Annotated in this window: 15 protein-coding genes and 2 pseudogenes; 12 read left to right on the plus strand and 5 right to left on the minus strand. The window is 74.4% G+C overall.

The genetic code is table 11. From position 1 onward, the window contains the following. Window positions 1-2 precede the first annotated feature (2 nt). The 11 genes from NBH00_RS19525 (at window position 3) to NBH00_RS19575 (ending at window position 9,454) form a co-directional block, all read left to right on the plus strand. Window positions 3-1,127, plus strand: coding sequence for a calcium:cation antiporter family protein (locus tag NBH00_RS19525; protein WP_254570250.1), 1,125 nt, complete (start codon window positions 3-5; stop codon window positions 1,125-1,127). 160 nt (window positions 1,128-1,287) lie between these two features. Then, window positions 1,288-2,127 (plus strand): ACP S-malonyltransferase, encoded by an 840-nt coding sequence (locus tag NBH00_RS19530; RefSeq protein WP_254570251.1) that lies wholly within the window; start codon window positions 1,288-1,290, stop codon window positions 2,125-2,127. Then, a complete protein-coding gene (locus NBH00_RS19535; protein WP_254570252.1) occupies window positions 2,127-3,161 on the plus strand; it encodes a 3-oxoacyl-ACP synthase III family protein in 1,035 nt (344 codons plus the stop codon). Before NBH00_RS19530 ends, NBH00_RS19535 begins: the two co-directional genes overlap by 1 nt. Then, entirely contained in the window at window positions 3,158-3,916 is a 759-nt protein-coding gene (gene fabG / locus NBH00_RS19540) for a 3-oxoacyl-ACP reductase FabG (RefSeq protein ID WP_254570253.1), read from the plus strand. The genes NBH00_RS19535 and fabG overlap by 4 nt, the downstream gene beginning before the upstream one ends. Before the next feature lie 57 nt (window positions 3,917-3,973). Then, window positions 3,974-4,216: an acyl carrier protein gene (locus tag NBH00_RS19545; protein WP_254570254.1), complete on the plus strand. Its 243-nt coding sequence runs from the start codon at window positions 3,974-3,976 to the stop codon at window positions 4,214-4,216. A gap of 5 nt (window positions 4,217-4,221) precedes the next feature. Then, complete coding sequence (locus NBH00_RS19550) at window positions 4,222-5,418, plus strand: beta-ketoacyl-[acyl-carrier-protein] synthase family protein (protein WP_254570255.1); 1,197 nt, start codon at window positions 4,222-4,224, stop codon at window positions 5,416-5,418. 2 nt (window positions 5,419-5,420) lie between these two features. After that, complete coding sequence (locus NBH00_RS19555; RefSeq protein ID WP_254570256.1) at window positions 5,421-6,884, plus strand: acyl-CoA carboxylase subunit beta; 1,464 nt, start codon at window positions 5,421-5,423, stop codon at window positions 6,882-6,884. Then, a complete protein-coding gene (locus tag NBH00_RS19560) occupies window positions 6,881-7,534 on the plus strand; it encodes a MaoC/PaaZ C-terminal domain-containing protein (RefSeq protein ID WP_254570257.1) in 654 nt (217 codons plus the stop codon). Before NBH00_RS19555 ends, NBH00_RS19560 begins: the two co-directional genes overlap by 4 nt. Further along, window positions 7,534-8,361, plus strand: a complete 828-nt coding sequence (gene fabI / locus NBH00_RS19565) for an enoyl-ACP reductase FabI (RefSeq protein ID WP_254570258.1) — start codon at window positions 7,534-7,536, stop codon at window positions 8,359-8,361. The genes NBH00_RS19560 and fabI overlap by 1 nt, the downstream gene beginning before the upstream one ends. Before the next feature lie 359 nt (window positions 8,362-8,720). Continuing rightward, window positions 8,721-9,077 carry a hypothetical protein gene (locus NBH00_RS19570; RefSeq protein ID WP_254570259.1) on the plus strand — a complete coding sequence of 119 codons (357 nt, stop codon included), beginning with the start codon at window positions 8,721-8,723 and terminating at the stop codon, window positions 9,075-9,077. Between the two features lie 23 nt (window positions 9,078-9,100). Continuing rightward, entirely contained in the window at window positions 9,101-9,454 is a 354-nt protein-coding gene (locus NBH00_RS19575) for a hypothetical protein (protein ID WP_254570260.1), read from the plus strand. Window positions 9,455-9,535: 81 nt separating this feature from the next. Here NBH00_RS19575 and NBH00_RS25630 read toward each other — a convergent pair whose 3' ends face one another. Then, complete coding sequence (locus NBH00_RS25630; RefSeq protein ID WP_367401347.1) at window positions 9,536-10,744, minus strand: molybdopterin oxidoreductase family protein; 1,209 nt, start codon at window positions 10,742-10,744, stop codon at window positions 9,536-9,538. Here NBH00_RS25630 and NBH00_RS19590 point away from each other — a divergent pair. Continuing rightward, on the plus strand, window positions 10,709-10,867 hold the full coding sequence (locus tag NBH00_RS19590; protein WP_254573767.1) for a hypothetical protein: 159 nt from the start codon (window positions 10,709-10,711) through the stop codon (window positions 10,865-10,867). The genes NBH00_RS25630 and NBH00_RS19590 overlap by 36 nt on opposite strands. A gap of 86 nt (window positions 10,868-10,953) precedes the next feature. On the opposite strand, the pseudogene NBH00_RS19595 reads toward NBH00_RS19590, so the two are convergent. The 4 genes and pseudogenes from NBH00_RS19595 to NBH00_RS19610 form a co-directional block, all read right to left on the minus strand. Beyond that, a pseudogene (locus NBH00_RS19595) lies at window positions 10,954-11,637 on the minus strand (molybdopterin-dependent oxidoreductase); the annotation flags it as partial. Continuing rightward, window positions 11,634-12,308, minus strand: a complete 675-nt coding sequence (locus tag NBH00_RS19600) for a 2Fe-2S iron-sulfur cluster-binding protein (RefSeq protein ID WP_254570261.1) — start codon at window positions 12,306-12,308, stop codon at window positions 11,634-11,636. The gene NBH00_RS19600 and the pseudogene NBH00_RS19595, both read right to left, overlap by 4 nt. Then, complete coding sequence (locus NBH00_RS19605; protein ID WP_254570262.1) at window positions 12,308-13,402, minus strand: NADH-ubiquinone oxidoreductase-F iron-sulfur binding region domain-containing protein; 1,095 nt, start codon at window positions 13,400-13,402, stop codon at window positions 12,308-12,310. Before NBH00_RS19605 ends, NBH00_RS19600 begins: the two co-directional genes overlap by 1 nt. Then, window positions 13,399-13,901, minus strand: a pseudogene (locus tag NBH00_RS19610) (NADH-quinone oxidoreductase subunit NuoE family protein). Before NBH00_RS19610 ends, NBH00_RS19605 begins: the two are co-directional and overlap by 4 nt. Between the last annotated feature and the right edge of the window lie 253 nt (window positions 13,902-14,154).

The raw sequence follows: 14,154 nt of genomic DNA on the forward strand, positions 1-14,154 counted from the left end.
GGGTGCTCACCACCCTCAAGCGCTCCGAGCGCATCACCCTCGTGGTCGGCGTCGTCGCGACGATCGCGGCCGGGATCGCGCGCTACGGCGACGCGTCCGCGGTGCTCGCGTTCGTCCTCGCGGCGATCGCCCTCGCCGCGCTCGCCTCGATCGTCTCGTTCGCGACCGAGCAGGTCGGGGAGCGCTTCGGCCCCGCGGTCACCGGCTTCCTGCAGTCGACGCTCGGGAACCTGCCCGAGTTCTTCATCGTCATCTTCGCGCTCCACTCCGGGCAGGTCGTCGTCGCGCAGACGTCCATCATCGGCTCGCTCTTCGCGAACGCGCTGCTCGTCCTCGGGGCGGTGATCCTCGTCGGCGCGAGCACGGCCGACGACGGCGTCATGCGCTTCAAGTCCCGGCTGCCGAACGACACCGCCACCCTGCTGCTCGTCGCCTCGTTCATCATCGTGGTCGTCGGGATCGCGGTCCAGGACGGGCAGAAGGCGGCCGAGCACGTGAAGTCCTTCAGCGCCGTCGCCGCGATCGCGCTGCTCGCCGTCTACGCGACGTGGGCGTGGGGCTACCTGCGCAGCGACGGGCCACGGCCGGAGGTGGCGGCGGCGGGCGGCGCGGCGGCTGGCGGCGAGGGCGCCGCGGGCGCCGCAGGCGAGGGCCACGGCGCCCGCGCCGGCGTCCCGCTCGCGCTGTCGGTGACGCTGCTCGCGGTGGCCGGCGCCGGCGCCGCTTTCACCTCGGACTGGTTCATCCACGCGCTCGAGCCCGCGATCAAGTCGATCGACATCTCGCAGGCGTTCGCCGGCCTCGTCATCGTCGCGATCGCCGGCAACGCAGTCGAGAACGTCGCCGGCCTCGTCCTCGCCCGTAAGGGCCAGTCGGACCTCTCGATCTCGGTCGTGAAGAACTCCGTCGCGCAGGTCGCGGCGTTCCTGTTCCCCGCCCTCGTGCTCGTGTCGCTCCTCTTCGCCGATCCGCTGACGTTCGCACTGAACCCCGTCTACATCGGCGCGATCGCGCTCACGGCCCTCTCGGTCTGGCAGATCACCGGGGACGGCGAGGCGACGCACTTCGAGGGCGTCGCGCTCATCGCGCTGTACGTCGTCCTCGGGACGTACGCCTACCTCGAGTAGCCGCCGACCGCCCCGAGCGGCGCCGACTGACAGCTGACGCAGACCTGTCCTGCCTCAGCTGACAGTCGGCGCGTGGGCCACCCCCCGTCCGGTCGCGCACGAGCCCCCGTTCGGGGGGTGGCCCTCGCTTGCGCTCCCCCCGCAGCGCAGGGTGGGGCTCGTGAACGATCGCCCGCAGACCACCGCCGTCCTCTTCCCGGGACAGGGAAGTCACGTCGACGGGATGGGTGACGAGGTCGCCCGCACCGCCCCCGAGCTGCACGCCCGCTGCCTCGAGCTCGTCGGCGACGACGCCTTCGCCCGCGCCGGTGAGGACACGCGCTTCGCGCAGCCCGCGATCTTCTGCGCGTCGCTCGCCGCCGCCGCGCACGAGTCGGTCCCCGGCCCCGCCCTCTACGCCGGCCACTCGCTCGGCGAGCTCACGGCCCTCACCGCGGCCGGGGTCTTCACCTGGGAGGACGGCCTCGCGCTCGTCGTCGAGCGCGGCCGCCTCATGGCCCAGTCCGCCGCCGAGCAGGGCGACGGCACGATGACCGCCCTGCTGAAGGGGACGCCCGAGCAGGCCGCGGAGATCGCCGCCGCCCACGGCCTCACGGTCGCGAACGACAACGCGCCCGGCCAGCTCGTGCTCTCCGGATCCGCCCCGGCGCTCGACGCCGCCGCCAAGGACGCCCGCGCCGCCGGGCTGCGCGCGATGCGCCTCGACGTCGCGGGGGCGTTCCACTCCCCCGCGATGGGCAGCGCCGCCGCCGGGTTCGCCGCCGCCCTCGCCGGCGTCGAGCTCCACGAGCCGAAGGTCGCCGTCTTCTCCTGCGCGAGCGCGGCGCCGTTCACCGACGTGCGCGCCGAGCTCGCCGCCGCGCTCACCGCACCCGTCCTCTGGCGCCAGACGCTCTTCGCCCTGCAGGCCGCCGGCGCGACCGACTTCCTCGACGCCGGGCCCGCGCAGATCCTCGCGGGCACCGTGAAGCGGACGATCGGCGAGCCGGTGGGCGCCTGATGCTCGACCAGGCCGGCGACACCGCGCAGACCGCGCCGGCGACCCGCGTGGCGCGCCCGTCGGCGCTGCGCGCCGCCGCCTTCACCGGCCTCGGCGTCGCGCTGCCCGAGGGTGTCGTGGGCAACGCGCCGATCGCCGAGCGCCTCGGCCTCGCCGACGGCTGGATCGAGCGGCGCACGGGCATCGAGCGCCGGCGCCACGCCGGGCCCGAGGACGGCACCGCGACGCTCGGGGCCGCCGCCGCGCTCGCCGCCCTCGCGGACGCCGGCCTCACCGCCGCCGACGTCGACCTCGTCATCGCCGCCACCTGCACCGCCGACCACGCCATCCCCGGGACTGCCCCCGAGATCGCCCACCTCATGGGCACCGACAAGGTCCCGGCCTACGATCTCGGCGCCGCCTGCTCCGGGTTCGTCATGGGCCTGGACACGGCGAGCGCGCTCATCGAGAGCGGCCGCGCCGACACGATCGTCCTCGTCGGCGTCGAGGTCCTCTCCCGCTTCCTCGACCCCGACGATAAGGGCACCGCGCCGATCTTCGGGGACGGCGCCGGGGCCGCGGTCCTCACGGCCGCTCCGGCGGGATCCGCCGGGATCGACCTCGCGGTCCTCGGCAGCGACGGTGGCTGCGCCGAGTTCATCGTCGCCCCGCGCGGCGGGACGCTGACGATGGACGGGCACGCGACCTTCGGCGCCGCGATCTCGCGCATGTCGCAGGGCGCGCTCGACGCCTGCGCCGCGGTCGGGATCACGCTCGACGACATCGACCTCTTCGTCTTCCACCAGGCGAACGCGCGGATCCTCGCGTCGGTCGCCGACCGCCTGTCGCTCGACCCCGAGAAGGTCGTCAACGCGATCGGCGAGATCGGCAACGTCTCCGCCGCGTCGATCCCCGTCGCGCTCGACCACGCCCGCAGCCAGGGTCGCCTGCACGCCGGCGACCGCATCCTCTGCGGCGCCTTCGGGGCCGGGCTCACCTGGGGCTCGTGCGTGCTGACCTACGGCGCCGCGGCCGGCCAGGCGGTCCCCGCATGAGCGCCGCGAAGCCGATCCCCGGAACGATCAGGCCCGAAGGGTGCGCGCTCGTCACCGGCGCCTCGAAGGGCATCGGCGCCGCCGCCGCGGCCGCGCTCGCCGCCGACGGCTGGGCCGTCGGCGTCCACTACGGCCGCGACGCCGCGGGCGCCCAGGCCACCGTCGAGGCGATCGAGGGGGCGGGCGGCCGCGCGTTCGCCGTCGGCGGCGACGTCGCCGACCCGGCCGCGGCCGACGCGATCCTCACCGCCGTGGAGGCGGAGCTCGGCCCCGTCCTCGCGCTCGTGAACAACGCGGGCATCACGGACGACGGCCTCGCCATGCAGCTCGAGGACGACGCCTTCGACCGCGTCATCGCGACGAACCTCGGCGGCGCCTTCCGGCTCACCCGCCGTGCCCTCGGCCCGATGGTCCGCGCCCGGTACGGCCGGATCGTGAACGTCGCCTCGATCGTCGGCCTGCGCGCCAACGCCGGGCAGGCCAACTACGCGGCGTCGAAGGCCGGGCTCATCGGCCTGACCCGCACCGTCGCCGCCGAGGTCGCGCGCCGCGGCGTGACGGTCAACGCCGTCGCCCCCGGCTTCATCGCCACCGACATGACGGCGGACATCCACCCCGACCAGCTCGGCGCGATCCCCGCGCGGCGCCCCGGCTCCGTCGACGAGGTCGCCGCGTGCGTCGCCTTCCTCGCTTCCGACGCCGCCGCGTACGTCACCGGCTCCGTCCTCACCGTCGACGGCGGCCTCAGCGCCTGACGGCGCCGCCGCACCTTCTTCACCCGAACCGACCACCACCAAGGAGCACCCACCACCATGTCGACCATCACGAACGAAGCCGTCGAGAAGACGGTCATCGAGGCCCTCATCTCCTTCGGCGCCGAGCCCGACGAGGTCACGCCCGAGACCGAGCTGACGACCCTCGACATCGACTCCCTCGACCTCGCCGAGCTCTCGCAGATCGTCGACGACGAGTACGGCGTGACGATGAAGTCGAGCGACGTCTCGAAGATCAAGACCGTCGGCGACATCGTCGCCGTCATCGTCGCCAAGGCCTGAGCGACATGCGCGACGTCGTCATCACCGGGGTCGGGGCGGTCACGCCGCTCGGCGTCGGCGCCCGTGCCCTGCACGAGCGCTGGACCGCCGGCGAGTGCGGGATCGTCGACGGTGAGGCGCCGTGCGCGGAGTACGAGGCGACCGATCACTTCTCGCGCAAGGAGTCGCGCCGGAGCGATCGGTTCACCCAGCTCGCGCTCGTCGCCGCCGCCGAGGCGGTCGCCGAGGCCGGCTGGCTCGAGGACGGGCTGCCCGTCGCCCCGGACCGCGCCGGCTCGATCATCGGCACCGGCATCGGCGGCGTGAGCACGCTGCTCGGGAACTACAAGAGCCTGCTCGAGGGCGGGCAGGTCGGCCCCCTCGCGGTCCCCCTCATGATGGGCAACGCCGGCGCCGCCGCGGTCGCCATGAAGTACGACCTCGAAGGCCCCGCCTTCGGTGTCATGTCCGCCTGCGCGGCCGGGACGAACGCCATCGGCGTGGCGCTGCGGGCGATCCAGCACGGCGAGGCGGACGTCCTGCTCGCCGGCGGCAGCGAGGCCGCGCTGCACCCGCTCACCCGGGCGGCGTTCGGCGCGCTCGAGGCCCTGTCGGAGCTCGGCATCTCGCGGCCGTTCGACGCCCGCCGCGACGGCTTCGTCATGGGCGAGGGCGCGGGCGTCCTCGTGCTCGAGGCGGGTGACGTCGCGCGTGCTCGCGGCGCCCGCATCCTCGGGACGCTGTCGGGCTACGGCTCGACGTGCGACGCGCACCACCTCACCGCCCCGCGGGAGGACGGCAGACGCGCCGCCGCGGCGATCACGATCGCCCTGGCCGACGCGGGCTTCGACCCGACGGCGATCGACTACGTCAACGCGCACGGCACGTCGACGCCGCTCAACGACGCCGCCGAGACCGCGGCCCTCAAGAGCGCGCTGGGGCAGCACGCCTACGAGATCCCCGTCTCCTCGACGAAGTCCGCGATCGGGCACCTGCTCGGCGCGGCCGGCGCCGTCGAGGCCGTCGCGACCGTCCTCGCGCTCCGTGACCGGGTCGCCCCGCCGACGATCGGCCTCGAGGAGCCCGGCGCGGGCCTGGACCTCGACTACGTCCCCGGACAGGCCCGCGCCATGTCCGTTCCCGATGGCCGGTCCGCCCGGGCGATCTCCACGTCGTTCGGCTTCGGCGGCCACAACGCCGTCCTCTGCCTGGAAGCCGCCTAGCCATGACCCCACCCCCCGTCCTCGCTCTCGCGCCCCGGCCCGACGAGCAGCTCACCGCCCTCGAGCGCCTCGAGGTCCTCTGCGACCCGGGCTCCATCCAGCTGCTGCGCACCGCGGTGCGCAGCACCGGGATGGGTGACCGGGCGGTGCCCGGGGACGGGGTGCTCACCGCGAGCGCGCGCGTGGACGGGCGGCCGATCTTCTGCTTCGCGCAGGATCCGTCGTTCATCGGCGGCTCGCTCGGGGCGGCGCACGCCGACTCGATCGTCCAGGTCATGCGGGCCGCGGGCCGGGCGCGCGTCCCGCTCATCGGCTTCATCCAGTCGGCCGGCGCCCGTCTGCAGGAGGGGACCGCGGCGCTCGGCGGCTACGGCCGGATCTTCCGCGAGCACGTCGCGCTCAGCGGCGTCGTCCCGCAGATCTCGATCATCTGCGGGGCCTGCGCCGGGGGCGGCTCCTACGCCCCCGCGCTCACCGACTTCATCGTCATGACGCAGTCCGCCGCGATGTTCCTCACCGGGCCCGCGATCGTGAAGGAGGTCACGGGCGAGGACGTCGACGCGGCCGGCCTCGGCGGCCCGAAGGTCCACGAGAGGAACGGCGTCATCCACATGGTCGCGCCGACCGAGGTGGACGCCGCGCTCGCCGCGCGCGACATCCTCGACCACCTGCCCCAGCACGCGCAGGCGCCGGTCCAGCGCTGGCCCGCGGTCGACGCGACCGGCCGCGCGCCCGACTCCGTGCTGCCCCCGACCGACCGCCAGGTCTACGACGTGCGCGACGTCGCCAAGGCGCTCGTCGACGGCGGTCGCATCCTCGAGATCCAGCCGCGCTTCGCGAAGAACGTCGTCTGCGCGATGGCCCGCCTCGACGGCCGCGCGATCGGCATCGTCGCGAACCAGCCGCGCTACCTCGGCGGCGTCCTCGACGCCGCGAGCGCGCAGAAGGCCTCGCGCTTCATCCGTACCTGCAACATGTTCGGGCTGCCGCTGCTCGTCCTCGTCGACACGCCCGGCTTCCTCCCCGGCGTCAGGCAGGAGGAGGCCGGCGTCATCCGCCACGGCGCGAAGCTCGTGTACGCGTTCGCCGAGGCGCAGGTGCCGCGCATCACGGTCATGCTCCGCAAGGCCTACGGCGGCGCGTTCATCGCGATGAACTCGAAGGACCTGGGCGCCGACCTCGTCCTCGCCTGGCCCGGCGCGCAGCTCGGCGTGATGGGCCCGAAGCAGGCGGTCGGCATCACCCAGCGCCGCGCCATCGCCGCGTCGGACGACCCAATCGCGACGCGCGACACGCTCGCCGACGAGTACGCCCGCGACCACCTCGACGTCTCCTCGGCCGCGGCCGGCGGGTTCGTCGACGAGGTCATCCCTCCGCACGAGACCCGCGCCCGGCTCATCGCAGCGTACGCGGGCTTCGAGGGGCATGCCCGCACCCACCGACCGACAGGAAACGTGCCGTTGTGAGTACCTCCACCCGCTTCGTCCGCACCGAGGCAGCGCCCATGGACTGGGCCGCGTCGTTCGACGACCTGCAGCCCGGTCAGACCTTCACGAGCTACGGCCGCACGATCACCGAGGCGGACGTCGTGCAGTTCGCCGGCCTCACCGGCGACCACCACCCGCTGCACACCGACGCGACGTTCGCGGCCGCCGGCCCGTTCGGCGAGCGCGTCGCCCACGGCATGCTCACGATCTCCTACGCGGTCGGCCTCGTCCCGCTCGACCCCAGGCGCGTGCTCGCGCTGCGCCGGATCGGCGACGTCGTCTTCAAGCGCCCCGTGAAGCTCGGCGAGACGATCCGCGTCGAGGGCTCGATCACGGACCTGAGCCGCATCTCCGACCAGGCCGGCATCGTGAGCTTCGGGTGGAAGATCAAGGACTCGGGGGGCGCGCTGCTCACCCGCGCGACCGTCGACGTGCTGTGGTCGAACGACGTCCCGCGGCCGGACGCGGAGGCCGAGGCGGACGTCGAGGCGCAGGAGCCCGTGCCGGTCACCGCGCCCGCTCCGCAGGCCGGCGCGGGGGCCGACCCCGAGCGCGCCACGCGGCCGCCGACCGTCGCCTTCCTCGACGAGCTGCACCCCGCCGGCTCCTTCTGCCCGGTGCCGCTCTGATGCTCGCCGGGAAGAAGCTCGTCGTCACCGGCGTCCTCACGAAGGACTCGATCGCCTTCGAGGTCGCCCGCCAGGCCCAGGAGCAGGGCGCGGAGATCGTCCTCACCGGCTTCGGCCGCACGCGGCGCATGACCGAGCGCGCGGCCGGCCGCCTCCCCGAGCCGACGGACATCCTCGAGCTCGACGTCAACAACCCGGACGACCTCACGGCGCTCACCGCCGAGCTGCGCTCGCGCTGGGGGACGGTCGACGGGATCCTCCACGCGATCGCGCACGCCCCGGGCGACGCGCTCGGCGGTGGCTTCCTCGAGGCGCCGACGGCGAGCGCGCTGTCGGCCTTCCAGACGAGCGCCGTGTCGCTCCGCGAGGTCGCCGTCGCGGTCGCCCCGCTGATGGACGAGGCGGGCGGCGGCTCCGTCGTCGGCCTCGACTTCGACGCGACCGTCGCCTGGCCCGCCTACGACTGGATGGGCGTCGCGAAGGCGGCGCTCGAGTCGGTCTCCCGCTACCTCGCGCGGGATCTCGGGGCCCGGAACATCCGCTGCAACCTCGTGAGCGCCGGCCCGATCGAGACGGCGGCCGCCGGCGGCATCCCCGGCTTCGACGCGCTGGCGGGCTTCTGGCAGGACCGCGCCCCGCTCGGCTGGGACCCGACCGACGCCGCCCCCGTCGCCGCGGCGGTCTGCTTCCTCCTCTCCGACCACGCCCGCGCGATCACCGGCGAGGTCCTCCACGTCGACGGCGGCTATCACGCGATGGGCTCCCCCCTGCCGTCGCGGATGGAGGCGGCGGCGGACGGCGCACCCGCCCCGGGCGCGATCGCCTGACCCTCCCCGACTGGGGCCGTCCATTTCCCCCGACCCCACTCCGGAGAAATGGACGCGCTCGACCCGCATGGGCGCACGCCGTCGATTTCCCCCGACCCCACTCGGGAGAAAAGGACGCGCTCGACCCGCATGGGCGCACGCCGTCCATTTCCCCCGACCCCACTCGGGAGAAAAGGACGCGCTCGACCCGCATGGGCGCACGCCGTCCATTTCCCCCGACCCCACTCGGGAGAAATGGACGGCGTGACCACCGCGCGGCCTTCAGGCTGATTGAATGACGCCTTCGTGCGGGTCGGGTCGCTGGACCGCGTCGCCGCGCAGGCCCTGTCCCCGCCACCTTCCTTCCCGAACGGACCCATATGCGGTACCCCCGAACCCTCGCCACGCTCACCGTCGTCCCGCTGACCTTCCTCGCCGCGTGCGGCGGCGGGGGCAACTCGGACTCGGATCAGATCACGAAGATCATCAAGAACGGCGGCAAGGACCCGACGACGATCTGCGACCACCTCGACGCGACGCTCGTCAAGCAGCTCGGCGGCGCGGCCGGCTGCAAGAAGGCCGCGAAGGCGGCGGACAACGGCGACAAGAAGGTCGACGTGAAGGACGTGACGGTCAAGGGCGACACCGCCACCGCGAAGATCAAGGGCGCCTCCGGCGACCAGACGATCTCGTTCGTGAAGAAGGCGGGCAACTGGGTGGTCACCGAGACGAAGTAGGCGGTCTCGTAGGCTGGGGGGCGATGGCCCGCCGTCGCCTCCACGCCACCCTGCTCGCCGGAGCGCTCGTCCTCGCCGCCTGCGGCGGGGACGGCACCGACGATCGCTTCGCGATCACGAAGATCATCAAGGACGGCGGCCGCGACCCGGCCACGATCTGCGACCACCTCTCGGACCCGCTGCGCAGGCGCCTCGGGTCGGTGGCCGTGTGCCGCCGCGCCGCGAAGGCCGCGCCCGCCACCAGGCGCACGGTGACGATCGACCGGCTGACGATCACGGGCGACCGCGCCGCGGCGGCCGTCACCGGCGGCGACGGCCGCACGCGCATCACCTTCGTGAAGGACCACGGGTCCTGGAAGGTGCTCTCGACGCGCTGACGCCGCGCGGGCCCCGGCCGGCGTGCGGCCGAGTGGGGACATATGTCCCACCGGGCCGCACGCCGGCGGGGTCGGTCCCGGTCAGGCCGGCGCGGCGACCGTCGCGAGGCCCGGCTCGTCGCGGGCGCCGCGGACGGTGACCGCGATGACCTTGTACTCCGGGCAGGACGTGTCGACGTCGGCGGAGTCGCCGACGAGGAGGTTCGTCCGCACCTCAGGGAAGTGGAAGGCGGTGAAGACGTGGCCCGCCTCGATGCGGTCGGTGATGCGCACCGGCAGCTCGATCTCACCCCGGCGGCTGCGGACGGTCACGAGGTCCCCCTCGGCGAGCAGGCGGTCCGCCGCGTCGACGGGGTGCATCTCGAGCCAGTCCGAGGGCATGAGCGCGAGGTTGCCGGTCCGCCGGGTCATCGTCCCCGCGTTGTAGTGCTCCAGGCGCCGGCCGGTGACGAGGATGAGCGGGAACTCGGCGTCGGCCTCCTCCCCGGGCGGCTTGTAGGGCAGCGCGGCGAGCCGCGCGCGCCCGCGGCCGACGAGGAAGCCGTCCGCGTAGAGGATCGGCGTGTCGGTGCCGTCGGGCGCGACCGGCCACTGCAGGCCACGCCGGCCGAGGCGCGCGAAGCTCACGCCGGCGAAGTCCGGGGTCAGGCGCGCGACCTCGTCCATGACCGCGGACGGGTCTGAGAACCCCATGTCGTGGCCGAGCGCCCGCGAGAGCTTCGTGAGGATGTCGAAGTCCGTGCGCGCCTGACCCGGCGGGTCGACCGCGGGCTGCACGAGCTGGATGCGGCGCTCGGCGTTCGTGAACGTGCCGCGCTTCTCGAGGAAGGCGGACGCGGGCAGGACGACGTGCGCGAGCTTCGTCGTCTCCGTCATGAAGATGTCCTGGCAGACGAGCAGCTCGAGGTGCTCGAGCGCCCTGACGACGTGGGTCGTGTCGGGGTCCGTTTGGGCGACGTCCTCGCCGAAGATGAACATCGCCCGCAGGTCGCCCGCGACGGCGGCGTCGAACATCTGCGGGATCGTGTAGCCGGGGCGGCGGGAGAGCGGCACGCCCCAGGCGGCCTCGAACTGCGTGGCGGTCGCCTCGTCGTCGACGCGGCGGTAGGCCGTGTAGGTGTCGGGCAGCGCCCCCATGTCCGAGGAGCCCTGGACGTTGTTCTGCCCGCGCAGCGGCAGCAGCGCGGCGCCGGGGCGGCCGACGTTGCCCGTGAGCAGCGCGAGGTTGACGATGAGCCGGACGGCATCCGAGCCGTGCCGGTGCTCGGTGACGCCGAGGCCCCAGAGGATGCAGGCGTTCTCGGCGGCGGCGAAGAGGTGCGCGGCGCGCTCGACGTCGGCGGCGGGGACGCCCGTGAGCTCCTCGACGACCCGCGGGGGTACTGCGCGGCGAGATCCTCGAGCTCGGCGTAGCCCTCGGTGCGCGCGTCGACGAAGGCGCGGTCGACGAGGCCGTCGCGGATGATGACGTGCGCGAGCCCGTGCAGGAGGGCGGCGTTGCCGCCCGGCCGCGTGGCGAGGTGGACGTCGGCGAGGTCGGCGAGCTCGATCCGCCGCGGATCGGCGGTGATGAGCTTCGCGCCGCGCAGGACGGCCTGCTTGCAGCGCGCCCCGACGACCGGATGCCCCTGCGTCGGGTTCGCCCCGAGGACGAGGAGCAGGTCGGCGCGATCGATGTCGTCGAAGGACCCGGTCGCCCCTGAGAGCCCGAGCGAGGCGCGGAGCGCGAAGGACGTCGGCGAGTGGCAGACGCGCGAGCAGTTGTCGATGTTGTTCGTCCCGATGGCAGCCCGCATGAGGCGCTGCATGACCTAGCAGTCCTCGTTCGTCGCGCGTGAGGACGCGAGGCCGGCGATCGCGTCGGGGCCGTGGGCGCCCTTGATGCGCAGCAGCTCAGTGCTGACGTGGGCGACGGCCTCCTCCCAGGTCGCCTCGCGGAACGTTCCCGCGGCCGCGCCCGGCTCGCGGATCAGCGGGGTCGTCAGCCGCTCGCGCGAGCGCGTGAACTGGTGGGCGAAGCGCCCCTTCACGCACGCGTGGCCGTGGTTCGCGGGGCCGTCGGCGGCGGGGCTGATCGCGACGACCGCGCCGCCGGAGGTGTGGGCCTCGAGGCGACAGCCGACCCCGCAGTAGCCGCACGTGGTCGTGGTCGTCGCGTCGAAGGCGAGGCTCTTCGTGCTCACGCGGCTCCTTTCGGGGCGAGGTCGATGAGCAGGTGCTCGGTGATCGCGTCGGTCGGGCAGGTGTCGGCGCAGGCGCCGCAGGAGACGCAGGAGAACTCCTGGAAGGACTCGCCCATGAGGCCGGCGGTGACGTTCGCCTCGAACCCGCGCCCGGTGGCGGTGAGCGCGAAGGCCCCCTGCACCTCGTCGCACGCGCGGACGCACCGTCCGCAGCTGATGCACAGCTCGTGCTGGAGGACGAGGTACGGGTGGCGGTCGTCGAGGGCCCGGGCGTGCGTGGCGCCGGTCCAGCGCGCCGCGTCGGGGCCCGCCTCCGGGTCCAGCCCGAACGACCGTGCCACGGCGGCGAGCTCGGTGTGCGCCGCGGGCGCGGCGGGCAGCTCGGAGAGCACGAGCTCGACGACGGCACCGGCGACGCGGCGCGCCGTCGGGTCCCGCGTGTCGACGACGGCGCCGTCGCAGCAGAGGGTCGTGCACGAGGCGACGGGCCTCTCGCCCCCGTCGAGCCCGACGAGGCAGACGCGGCACGCCCCGAACGGCGCGAGGCGGTCGTCGAAGCAGAGCGTCGGGACCTCGGCGCCGGCGGCGCGTGCGGCCTCCAGCAGCGTCGTGCCGGGCGCGACCCGCACGGCGATGCCGTCGACAATGACCGTGAGCGGCTCGGGCGCCATCAGACGAGCTCCAGTTCATGCGGGAAGTGCTCGACGAGCGAGCGGATCGGGGCGGGCAGGCCGTCACCGTGGGCGCAGAGCGAGCCGAGCTCGAGCGTCTCGAGGAGGGCCTCGAGCTTCGCGCGGTCGACGGGGCCGGGGCGGTCCAGGAGCTCCTCGCCGCGGCGCAGCCCGACACGGCACGGAAAGCACTTCCCGCACGACTCGTCGGCGCCGAACTTCATGAGGTGGCGGGCGAGCGCGCGCATGTCGGTCGTCTCGTCGAAGGCGACGATCGACCCGTGCCCGACCATGCACCCGTGCTCGGCGAGCGGCGCGAAGTCGAGCGGCGTGTCGAGGAGCGACGCCGGGAGGATGCCGCCGAGCGGCCCGCCGACCTGCAGCGCCTTGAGCGTGTGCCCGTCCTTCAGACCCCCACCGAGCCCGTCGCAGATCGTCCGCAGCGACGTCCCGAACGAGACCTCGTAGAGGCCGGGCGTGACGAAGCGCTGGTTGAGGCACACGAGCTTCGTGCCGGGCGTGGCGCCGGGGCTCAGCGCGCGGTAGGCGGACGCGCCGTGGGCGGCGATGAAGGGGACGTTCGCGAGCGTCTCGATGTTGTGGACGAGCGTCGGACGCCCGTGCCAGCCGCGCGCGGCCGGGAACGGCGGCCGCGCGCTGACGGTGCCGCGCAGTCCCCGGAGCGACGCGAGCAGCGCCGTCTCCTCCCCGACGACGTACGAGCCGGCGCCCTCGTGGATCTCGATGTCGAAGCTCAGGCCGCTCCCGAGGACGTTCGCGCCGAGCAGCCCGGCGGCGCGGGCCTCGGCGACGGCCCGGCGGAGCGCCGGGAGCGAGTCCGGGTACTCGGAGCGGACGAAGACGAAGCCGCGCTGCGCGCCGACCGTGAAGGCGGCGAGCGCCATGCCCTCGAGCACGAGGTGCGGGCGCCGTTCCATGAGGTGCTTGTCGATGTACGAGCCCGGGTCGCCCTCGTCCCCGTTGGCGACGACCACGCGCTGCCCGTCCGCCGGCGTCGTGCCCGCGACGAAGCCCCACTTCACTCCGGCCGGGAAGGCGGCGCCGCCGCGGCCCTTGAGGTCCGCGTCCTTCACGGCCGCGCGCAGCCGTTCGGGGCCGAGATGGCGAGGGCGTGGCGCAGGCCCGGCCAGGCCGGGTCGTCGGCGCCGAGCAGGACGCCGTCCGGCGGGATCGCCGCGCCGTGGACGGCGGTGGCGGGGGCGGGCGCGCGCGTGCAGGCGCCCGCGAGCAGGCGGTCGACGGCGCCGGGCCCCGCGTCGAGGACGTCGCCGTCGCGCACCGCGGGCCCCACGTGACACAGGCCGAGGCAGACGGTCGGCGCGAGCGACGTCGCGCCGTCGTCGCTGATGCTCGCCGGCGCGACACCGAGGCCGGCCGCCACGGTGCCGAGCGCGGCGCCGCGCTCGGCGGCCCAGCAGGCGGTGCCCGTGCACACCGCGGTGTGGCGGCGGCCGCGCGGGTGCGTGAGTCGTCGTAGAACGTCGCGACGCCGTGGACGGTCGCCTCGGGGACGCCGCAGCGCGCGGCCACCGCGCGCAGGTCGTCGTCCGTCAGCCGGCCCCGCGCGGCCATGACGTCCTTCAGCGCGTCGAGGACCGTGGGGCGGCCATCGGGCTCGCGGGCACGGAGGCGGCTGATGACGTTCGCTGACACACATTCGATGCTACCGCGCGAGGAAAGGGGTGTGAACGATCGTTCATGGCCGGTCGGGTGGTGGGGGCGGTCGGGGCCGCCGTAGGCGTCGCGAAGCACCGCGAACCGAGCCGCAGGCCGACCGGGCGCACCCGCCGCCCCGCCCCGGCAGGAGGGCAACTTCCGGCCGCGA

This window comes from Paraconexibacter antarcticus (assembly GCF_024220175.1).
GTDB classification, from domain to species: domain Bacteria; phylum Actinomycetota; class Thermoleophilia; order Solirubrobacterales; family Solirubrobacteraceae; genus Paraconexibacter; species Paraconexibacter antarcticus.

Excerpts from the sequence above, each read along its gene's own strand:
- NBH00_RS19545 (WP_254570254.1), top strand. The coding sequence starts at position 3,974 with ATGTCGACCATCACGAACGAAGCCGTCGAGAAGACGGTCATCGAGGCC.
- NBH00_RS19575 (WP_254570260.1), top strand. The coding sequence starts at position 9,101 with ATGGCCCGCCGTCGCCTCCACGCCACCCTGCTCGCCGGAGCGCTCGTC.
- NBH00_RS19555 (WP_254570256.1), top strand. The coding sequence starts at position 5,421 with ATGACCCCACCCCCCGTCCTCGCTCTCGCGCCCCGGCCCGACGAGCAG.
- fabG (WP_254570253.1), top strand. The coding sequence starts at position 3,158 with ATGAGCGCCGCGAAGCCGATCCCCGGAACGATCAGGCCCGAAGGGTGC.
- NBH00_RS19600 (WP_254570261.1), bottom strand. The coding sequence starts at position 12,308 with ATGGCGCCCGAGCCGCTCACGGTCATTGTCGACGGCATCGCCGTGCGG.
- NBH00_RS19535 (WP_254570252.1), top strand. The coding sequence starts at position 2,127 with ATGCTCGACCAGGCCGGCGACACCGCGCAGACCGCGCCGGCGACCCGC.
- fabI (WP_254570258.1), top strand. The coding sequence starts at position 7,534 with ATGCTCGCCGGGAAGAAGCTCGTCGTCACCGGCGTCCTCACGAAGGAC.
- NBH00_RS19570 (WP_254570259.1), top strand. The coding sequence starts at position 8,721 with ATGCGGTACCCCCGAACCCTCGCCACGCTCACCGTCGTCCCGCTGACC.
- NBH00_RS19550 (WP_254570255.1), top strand. The coding sequence starts at position 4,222 with ATGCGCGACGTCGTCATCACCGGGGTCGGGGCGGTCACGCCGCTCGGC.